The sequence below is a fragment of the Roseomonas sp. CAU 1739 genome, from assembly GCF_039839775.1.
GTDB lineage: Bacteria > Pseudomonadota > Alphaproteobacteria > Acetobacterales > Acetobacteraceae > Neoroseomonas.
The window spans coordinates 341,545-350,642 of the sequence record NZ_JBDOQQ010000004.1 but is presented as its reverse complement, the minus strand read 5'-3'; the positions used below and the strand labels follow the sequence as shown (position 1 = coordinate 350,642).

7 protein-coding genes are annotated in these 9,098 nt (G+C 69.2%); 4 read left to right on the top strand and 3 right to left on the bottom strand.

Annotation, left to right across the window (positions count from 1 at the left end; translation table 11 throughout):
• Window positions 1–223: 223 nt before the first annotated feature.
• Both AAFN86_RS10160 and AAFN86_RS10155 read right to left on the bottom strand, forming a co-directional pair.
• On the bottom strand, window positions 224–676 hold the full coding sequence (locus tag AAFN86_RS10160) for a PilZ domain-containing protein (RefSeq protein WP_347543187.1): 453 nt from the start codon (window positions 674–676) through the stop codon (window positions 224–226).
• 52 nt (window positions 677–728) lie between these two features.
• Window positions 729–2,300 (bottom strand): gamma-glutamyltransferase, encoded by a 1,572-nt coding sequence (locus AAFN86_RS10155; RefSeq protein ID WP_347543186.1) that lies wholly within the window; start codon window positions 2,298–2,300, stop codon window positions 729–731.
• Window positions 2,301–2,443: 143 nt separating this feature from the next.
• Between AAFN86_RS10155 and AAFN86_RS10150 the strand changes: the two genes are divergently transcribed.
• The 3 genes from AAFN86_RS10150 to AAFN86_RS10140 all read left to right on the top strand — a co-directional run bounded on the left by AAFN86_RS10150 (window position 2,444) and on the right by AAFN86_RS10140 (window position 6,734).
• Window positions 2,444–2,887: a hypothetical protein gene (locus AAFN86_RS10150; protein ID WP_347543185.1), complete on the top strand. Its 444-nt coding sequence runs from the start codon at window positions 2,444–2,446 to the stop codon at window positions 2,885–2,887.
• Window positions 2,888–2,997: 110 nt separating this feature from the next.
• Complete coding sequence (locus AAFN86_RS10145; RefSeq protein ID WP_347543184.1) at window positions 2,998–5,145, top strand: malate synthase G; 2,148 nt, start codon at window positions 2,998–3,000, stop codon at window positions 5,143–5,145.
• Between the two features lie 137 nt (window positions 5,146–5,282).
• On the top strand, window positions 5,283–6,734 hold the full coding sequence (locus AAFN86_RS10140) for a DUF1254 domain-containing protein (RefSeq protein ID WP_347543183.1): 1,452 nt from the start codon (window positions 5,283–5,285) through the stop codon (window positions 6,732–6,734).
• A gap of 58 nt (window positions 6,735–6,792) precedes the next feature.
• Here the strand turns inward: AAFN86_RS10140 and AAFN86_RS10135 are convergent, their stop codons facing one another.
• Window positions 6,793–7,527, bottom strand: a complete 735-nt coding sequence (locus AAFN86_RS10135) for a pyridoxamine 5'-phosphate oxidase family protein (protein ID WP_347543182.1) — start codon at window positions 7,525–7,527, stop codon at window positions 6,793–6,795.
• Between the two features lie 75 nt (window positions 7,528–7,602).
• Between AAFN86_RS10135 and AAFN86_RS10130 the strand changes: the two genes are divergently transcribed.
• Complete coding sequence (locus AAFN86_RS10130; protein ID WP_347543181.1) at window positions 7,603–9,024, top strand: PLP-dependent aminotransferase family protein; 1,422 nt, start codon at window positions 7,603–7,605, stop codon at window positions 9,022–9,024.
• Window positions 9,025–9,098 lie beyond the last annotated feature (74 nt).

Sequence of the window (9,098 nt, the reverse complement as noted above, 5' to 3'; positions counted from 1 at the left end):
ATCCGCGCCCACGCCGCGTCATCCAGGATCAACCGATCCAGCACGCCCATCCGCCGCCTCCAAAAGGCAGCTTTGAATCATGCTTCCATCAGCCAGGGAATCCCTAGAGTCCACATGACCTAGCGCGTGATGGCCGCAGGTGCGAATGACCCGAAGGCCTGAACCACGCGATCGAACAATAGGTTAGAGCGTGACAGGTGAACCAATGTGAACCAATCGCGCCTTAATCCGACCCCGCCGGCCGCGACGTCACGAGGTCCCGGATCGCATCGCGCCAGCGTGGCTGATCGTCGGCGCTCAGGATCGCGACATGCACCCCCAGCAGGCTCACCCCGCGCACCTCGGCAACGAAGCGCAGGTCCTCGCGACCGCCCAAGTGGATGCGGATGAGATCATGGGCCAGCAGGCCGCGGACCCCATTCAGCATGGCGCCGCCCGGCGAGACATCGCGCACCGTCGCATCCTGCACGTGGGAACCCACATGGACCGTGCACGGCAGTTGGACCTCCGTGCGGGGCATGCTGCGGCGTTCGCCCAAACCGGCGAGGATCACGGCGGCCGAACCGTTCGGCGCCGCCCCCGCCAGCGGTTTCCGGCGGTCATCGGACGGATCGGCGGCTCCCGGGACGGTGTCGGACATCGCGCCTCCGGCGCCGGGCGATCCCGGCGTCGGCATGACGCTATCGCATATGGCACGCCGCTGGAATCACGGCGTGCGGTCGGCCGGGCTATTGCGCGAGCGCGGCGCTCCAGGGGCTCATGGCATCAGTGATGCCTTCACGCGTGCCATCCGCGGTGATGCGGATCAGGTTGGGGCAGGCGAAATTCACCGGCAGCACAGCGTGCTCCACCTCCGTCACCGTGTCGTCCTTGGCCAGGGCAGCCAGCGTCTCGGCGCCGAGGCGGATATCCGCCGTCACGCCCTCGGGGCCCGAGACGTCCAGGCGCGGATGATGCGCCGCCTCGCCGGGCGTCATGCCGAAATCGGCAACGTAGGACAGGGTCTGGAACACCGAGGCCATGATGCGCCGCCCGCCGGACGCACCGGTGGCGAGCATCGGCGCGTCGCCCTCGGCGGCGATGACCGGGCACATGTTGGTCAGCGGACGCTTGCCGGGCGCGATCGCGTTCTTCGCATCCGGCCGCGGGTCGAACCACATGATGCCGTTGTTCATCAGCACCCCCGAACGCGGCAGCACGACGCGGCTGCCCATGGAGGAGAGAAGCGTGGTGGTCATCGCCACCATCATCCCGTCCTTGTCGCAGACGGTCAGGTGGGTGGTGCAGGATTCGGCAGCCTTGGGTTCCGCATCGCCAAGTCCGGCAAGCCGTTCGGCATAGGCGCCGCGCAGCACGCGGGCGAGTTGTGCATACCAAGCGGCCGACGGCGCGCCGCCCGAGAAATCCGCCCCGCGCATGCCTTCCAGCACGCGTAGCAGGGTCGGCGCGGCGGTCAGCCCATTCGCCAGGAACAGCCGCTTGCCGCGCCAGGAAGCCTCCAGCGCCGGCTTGACCACCGCGCGGCAGCCCACCAGGTCGGCGGCGTTGATCGGCGAGCCCATCTCGCGGAAATCCGCCAGCAATTCGCCCGCCACCTCGCCTTCGTAGAAGTCGCGCAGGCCGGCATGGGCCAGGCGTTCCAGCGTCTCGGCCAGGCGGCCCTGGCGGAAGAAGCCGGGGCTGCCCTGGTACGGCGCGACCGGCGGCAGGCCGCCGGGCAGGTAGATGCGCGCGGATTCCGCATAGAGCCGCAGCACCGCCGCGCTGTTCGCGACCTTGAGCGTGGTGAACCAATCCTGCGCCAGGCCGCGCCTGGCCAGGGCGATGGCCGGTTCCATCACCACCGACAGCGGCAGCTTGCCATGCCGGGCATGCAGTTCCGCATAGCCCGCGACGGAGGAGGGGATGGCAAAGGACAGCGGGCCGTGGACGTTGCGGTCCTCGAACACCTCCGGCCAGGTGAACAGGTCCGCCTTCATCTGCCCGGTCATCGGGAAGGCGGCAGGGTCGAGCGCATGCGGCGAGACCGGGCCGAAATCGAAGGTCTGCGGGGCCATGCCCGGCCCGGCGACCTGGGTGAAGCCGATGCCGCCCAGGCCGGAATTCCAGGGCTCGACGACGGCCAGGGCGAAGGCGGTGCCAACGGCGGCATCCGCGGCGGTGCCGCCCTGTTCGAGGATTGCGATGCCCGCCTCGGCGGCGTCGCGCGCCTGGGAGGCGACCATGCCGCGCTTGCCGGTCGCACCGGGCTTGGTCACCTGCCAGTGCTGGCTGACATGCGGGGGTGTTGTCCAGGCCATGTTGGCGTCCTTCCTTGGGCGACGTGCGGTTGGCAGCCTCGCGCCCGGCTGGTCGCGGGGCAAGGCCCTGGGCATTTGACGCCGCGCGGCGCGGGCATCAATCCTGCATTACCAAGGACCTGACGTTGCACCGGAGGTGAGCCATGGAACCCGCAGTGCTGTCGGCGGTGTCGGCGCTGGCGGGGTCGGCGATCGGCGGCTTCGCGTCGCTCGCCACCGCCTGGGTCAGCCAGCGCGGCACGCATCGCCAGCAGCGGCTGACCGCCGAGATCGCGAAGCGCGAGGCGCTCTATGTCGAGTTCATGCAGGAAGCGGCGAGGCTGCTGCTGGACTCGCTCCAGCATGAGGGCGCGCCCGCCGAGAGTTTCGCGGGGCTCTATGCCCTGATGGGCCGCATCCGTCTGTTCGCGACGCCGCCGGTGACGCACCAGGCGGAAGGCGTGCTGGAGCACATCCTCACGACCTATGCCGCACCCAACAAGACCTTCGCCGAAATCGCGGCGGAAGCGAGACGGGTGCACGACGACCCGCTCAAGGGCTTCAGCGAGGCCTGCCGGGTGGAGTTGGAATGGGTGCGGCGCGGCTGACCGCCGCCCGGCGCCGCTGATTTCGCAACTGCGGAAAAGCGCACTAGACAGCACCAATGGAAAGCAGCCCCATTTGGGGTTTAACGACATACCGGTGGGAGAGAGTGGATATGGCAGCAAGTATGGGCCTGCAGGTGGCACCGGCACTTCGCACCTTCATGGACAATGAAGCCCTGCCCGGCACCGGCATCGCGCCGGCTGCGTTCTGGGCGGCGATGGAGTCCATCCTGCGGGAACTGGCGCCCGCCAATGCGGGGCTGCTGGCCAAGCGCGACCGGCTGCAGGCGGAGATCGATGCCTGGCATCGCGCCAATCCCGCCCGGCCGGTGGACCTGCCCGCCTATACCGGCATGCTGCAGGATATCGGCTACCTGGTCGACGAACCGGCCGAGGTCGCGGTCGGCACCACCAATGTGGATGCCGAGATCGCCTCGATGGCCGGGCCGCAGCTGGTCGTGCCGGTGTCCAACGCCCGCTATGCGTTGAATGCGGCGAATGCGCGCTGGGGCAGCCTGTATGACGCGCTATACGGCACGGACGCCATTCCGCAGACGGGGCCGAAGGTGAAGGGCTACGACCCCGCGCGCGGGGCGCTGGTGATCGCCAAGGCACGGGCGGTGCTGGATGGGGCGGTGCCGCTCGCCAAGGGCAGCCACGCGGATGCGACCGGCTATCGGCTGAATGGCAGCACGCTGGTGGTCACGCTGAAGGACGGTTCCACGACCGGCCTCGCCAAGCCTGGGCAATGCGTAGGCTTCCTCGGCGACGTGACCGCACCGGCCGCGCTGCTGTTCGTCAACAACGGCCTGCATATCGAGGTGGTGTTCGACCGTACCCACCCGATCGGCAAGACCGATGCCGCCGGCATCGCCGATGTGGTGATGGAAGCCGCGCTGACGACGATCCAGGATTGCGAGGATTCCGTCGCGGCCGTCGATGCCGAGGACAAGGTCGAGGTCTACCGCAACTGGCTCGGCCTGATGACGGGCGACCTGACGGCGGAATTCGAGAAGGGCGGCCAGACCATGGTCCGCCGGCTGAATCCCGATCGCGTGTTCCAGAAGCCCGGCGGCGGCACGCTGACGCTGCATGGCCGGTCAGTGATGCTGGTGCGCAATGTCGGCCACCACATGATGACCGATGCCGTCACGCTGGATGGGGCGGAGGTGCCGGAGACCATCCTCGATGCGCTGTGCACCGTCGCCATCGCGCTGCACGACATCAACGGCAAGCGGCTGAACTCGCGCGCCGGAAGCGTCTACATCGTCAAGCCGAAGATGCACGGGCCGGAGGAAGTGGCCTGGGCGGACACGCTGTTCGGTCGCGTGGAGGACGCGCTCGGGCTCAAGCGCTACACGCTCAAGATCGGCATCATGGACGAGGAGCGGCGCACCACGGTCAATCTCAAGGCCTGCATCGCGAAGGTGCGCGACCGCGTGGTGTTCATCAACACCGGCTTCCTCGACCGCACCGGCGACGAGATCCACACCGCGATGGAAGCCGGCGCCGTGGTGCGCAAGAACGACATGCGCAAGGCGGCCTGGATCGGCGCCTATGAGGATTGGAACGTCGATACCGGCCTGGCCTGCGGCCTGCGCGGCCGCGCGCAGATCGGCAAGGGCATGTGGGCGATGCCCGACATGATGGCCGCGATGCTGGATCAGAAGGTCGGGCATCCTAAGGCCGGCGCCAATACCGCCTGGGTGCCGTCGCCGACCGCCGCGACGCTGCATGCGCTGCACTACCATCAGGTCGATGTGGCGGCGCGGCAGGAGGAACTGGTGAAGGGCGGCCGACGCGCGAAGCTGGATGACATCCTGACCGTGCCGCTGGCGCAGGACACCAACTGGTCGCCCGCCGATGTGCAGGCGGAGCTCGACAACAATGCCCAGGGCATCCTGGGCTATGTCGTGCGCTGGGTGGACCAGGGCGTGGGCTGTTCCAAGGTGCCGGACATCAACGATGTCGGGCTGATGGAGGACCGCGCGACGCTGCGCATTTCGTCCCAGCACATCGCCAATTGGCTGCGCCATGGCGTCGTCTCCTCGGCCCAGGTGATGGAGACGATGAAGCGCATGGCCGCCGTGGTGGACCGGCAGAATGCCGGGGACGCCGCCTACAGGCCGATGGCGGTGGGGTTCGACGGTGCGGCCTTCAAGGCGGCCTGCGACCTGGTGTTCGAAGGGGCGAAGCAGCCGAACGGCTATACCGAGTTCGTGCTGACGAAGCGCCGGCGGGAAGCCAAGGCGGCGGGCTGAGACCGGATTCGGGCGGCGACGCGGCAGGGCACCGCGTCGCCGATTTCGGATATCGATGACGGCTGGTCGCGACCGGTTATCAGGTTCATAATTCGGTCCGCTCGGGAATCGAACTTCCGGAAACAAGGTCGCACGCCATGCCCAACACCACCCAGCCCGATGCCGCGACGCGGCTGTCCCGCCGCCTTGCCCTGGCCTTGCCGGCCGCCACCGTCGCAGCACCGGCGCTCGCGCAGGGTGCCGCCGTCAGCGAGGCCGATGCCGCGCGCATCGCCGCCGAGGCTTATGTCTTCGGCTATTCGCTGGTCACGATGGAGGTGACGCGGCGCGTCTCGACCAACGTGCCGAATGCGACCGGAACCGTCGGCCGCGCGCCGATGGGGCAGTTCCACATGTCCCGCACCTATCCGGACGCCAGTTTCCGCGATGTGACGGCGCCGAATGCGGACACCCTGTACTGCACGGCCTGGCTCGACCTCGGTGCCGAGCCGTGGGTCGTGTCATGGCCGGCCATGCCCGACCGCTACTACCTGATGCCGATGCTGGATGGCTGGACCAATGTGATGTCGGTCGCCGGGTCGCGCACCACCGGCAACCAGGCGCAGACCTATGTGATCGCGGGGCCGAAGTTCCGCGGCGCGACGCCGCCGGGCATCCCGGTGATCCGCTCGCCCACCGACATGCTGTGGATCCTCGGCCGCGTCTATTGCACCGGCACGCCGGAGGATTACGCGGCGGTCCACGCCATCCAGGACCGCATGAAGCTTCAGCCGCTGTCGAGCTGGGGGCGGGACTGGACGCCGCCGGCCGGCCGCGTCGATCCGGCGATCGACACACGTACCGGCGTGCGCGACCAGGTCGATCGGATGAGCGGGGTGGACTATTTCCGCCTGCTCTCGGAGCTGATGGCGGCGAACCCGCCGGCGGCCGCGGATGCCCCCTTCGTCGCGCGGATGGCGCGGATCGGGCTGGTGCCCGGACGGCCCTTCGACGTGACGCGGGCGTCGCAGGCGGTGCGGCGTGCCGTCGATGGCGCGCCGCGCGCCGGCCAGGCCGCGGTCGTGGGACGCATCCGCTCCAGTGAGGCGGCCGCACGGCAGACCAACAACTGGTTCGTCATCACCGAGACCGGGACCTACGGCACGAACTACCTGAACCGCGCCTACGTCACCGCGGTCGGGCTGGGTGCCAATCATCCGCAGGACGCCGTCTATCCCTTCACCGAGGTGGATTCGACAGGCCAGAAGCTGAACGGTGCCAACCGCTACAGGCTGCGTTTCCCGGCCGGGCAGCGCCCGCCCGCGCGCGGCTTCTGGTCGCTGACCATGTATGATTCGAACTTCTTCTTCGTGAACAACCCGCTCAACCGCTACACGCTGAGCTCACGCAACGACCTGACGGCGAATGCCGACGGCACCACCGACCTGCTGATCCAGGCCGACGATCCCGGCGCCGACCGCCAGTCCAACTGGCTGCCGGCGCCGCACGACGGCTTCGTGCTGATGTTCCGGCTCTATTGGCCGATGTCGGCGCCGGCCTTCTCGGTGCTCAACGGCAGCTGGTACCCGCCGCAGGTGACGCGGGCCTGACGCCTGCGGCCCCATGGCGGTTGCGCAGGCAACCGCCATGGGCGCCAGCCGTGCCTCATCAGGCACCGGCCTCCGCGGCATAGGCTTCCGCATAGGCCTCGGTCAGCGCCTCATCCAACGTCCGGCCTGGCCGATACGCCTTCAGGTCCTCCCCCCGCGCGACACCGTCCATCAGCCGCGGACAGGGTTCCGGCTCGCCAATCACCATGCGCACCGGCAAACGCTCGGCGTAGATCGGCAGGGCGTAGTCCTCCTCGTCATCGCCCACGCCCTTGGCGCGGATCTTGGCCGAAGCGCGTTCGATCTCCATCCATACCACCGCCGTCGCCTTGATCTCCTGCGCCGTCGATTGGCGCAGGCCCGCGGTGCGGTTGGGAAACAGGCGATCGACCATCATCACCAGCGACTGGCGCTTCTCATCCGGATCGCTGACCAGCCGCGCCTGGCCGAAGCACATGGCCGAGCGGTAGTCGGCCGAATGGTTGAAGCCGCAGCGCGCCATGACCAGGCTGTCGAGATGCGTCACCGTCAGGCAGGCCGGCTCGCCCTCCGACAGGTTGCGCAGCATCCGGCTCGCGCTGCTGCCATGCCAGTACAACCGCGTGCCCTCCCGCCAGAACAGCGTCGGCGTGCAGTACGGCTGGCCGTCGATGACATAGGAGACGTGGCACATCGCCGCGGCGTCGAGGATGGCATGCACCGTCGCGTGGTCGTAGGCGCCGCGATCGTGGCGGCGCTTCACCCGGTTGACCTTGTCGACGGGATAGGCAGGGGCATCGGCGGTGACGGACATGGGAAGGCCCTTGGTTGACGACTGTCTTGTGGCATCGCCAAATTGGTCGGTGCGAGGACCAATCCGGATCGACGAATGCCGACCAATCGAGAAAGCCGCATCGCCGTGCTGGACATCCCGCTGCGGCTGGACGGACCGGGCAGCCAGTCAAGCCGCGTCCATGCCGGGCTGCGCGCCGCGATCCTCGATGGCCGGCTGGCGGCGGGACTTCGCCTGCCGTCCAGCCGCGCGCTGGCGGATCAACTCGGGGTCCGGCGCAATGCCGTCGTCGTTGCCTATGAATTGCTGCTGAGCGACGGGCTGGGCGAGGCGCGCATCGGCGACGGCACCTACGTCGCGGCCCAGGTGCCGCGCGGACCTGCCGCGCCCGATCGGGTGCCCGCGCCGGCCCCACCTTCGGGACGCGGGCCATTCGCCGTTGGCTGCACGACGGCCGACCCGATCCTGCTGCGCCGGCTCGGCCGCGCACTGCGCGACCGAGTGGTGCGCGCCGATCCGGGCGACCTCGGCTATGGCGACCCGCGCGGGCATGAGGCGCTGCGCCGCGCGATCGCCGCGCACCTCGCCGCGACGCGCGGCTTCGCCTGCGACCCCAGCCGCATCGTCATCACCAGCGGCACGCAGCAGGGGCTGCGGCTGTGTGCCGAGGTGCTGCTGCATCCCGGCGATGCCGTGTGGATGGAGGATCCCGGCTACCCCACCGCGCGGCGCACGCTGGAGGCGCTGCGCGCCAGGCTGGTGCCGGTGCCGGTGGATGCCGGCGGCATCGACGTCGCCGCCGGGCGCGCACGCGAAGCGTCGGCGCGCATGGCCTATGTCACGCCGTCCCACCAGTTCCCCACCGGGGTCACGATGACCATGGCGCGCCGGCTGGCCCTGCTGGACTGGGCGCAGGCGACGGGGGCGTGGATCATGGAGGATGACTACGACAGCGAATTCCGCTTCGCCGGCGCGCCGCTGACTGCCCTCGCAGGGATCGATGGGCAGGGCCGGGTGATCTATCTCGGCACCTTCTCCAAGACACTGTTCCCGGGGCTGCGCATCGGCTTCGTGGTGGTGCCGGCGGTCCTGATGGGCCGCGTGGTCGCCGCGCGCGCGGTGTCGGACCGCTTCCCCTCCCCCTTGATGGGGGGCGCGCTGGCCGAGGTGATGGAAGGCGGCGAGTTCGCCGCGCATCTTCGGCGGATGCGCACGCTGTACCGCGCCGCGCGGGACATGGTGGCTGGCACGCTGGCGCAGGCGTCAGGCGGGCGCCTCGGCATCGCCTTGCCGGACCATGGGCTGCATCTGCTCGCCACCCTGCCCGATGGCTTGCCGGCCGGCACGGCACGGCAGATCCAGGCGGAAGCAGGCGTGGAAGGCTGGCTGCTGTCGGAGACGCGGCTGGTGCCGGCCGGATGCGACGGATTCGTGATCGGGTATTCGGGGCATGATTCGGCGGCGCTGAAGGCGGCGGCGCAGCGCCTGGGGGCCGCAGTGCGGCGGGCGCTGGGATAGGATCGTGAGGATGAACCGGAGAGGGCTTTGCCCCCTCCGGACCTCCCCCACCAAAGGCTTAAGGCCTTTGGGAA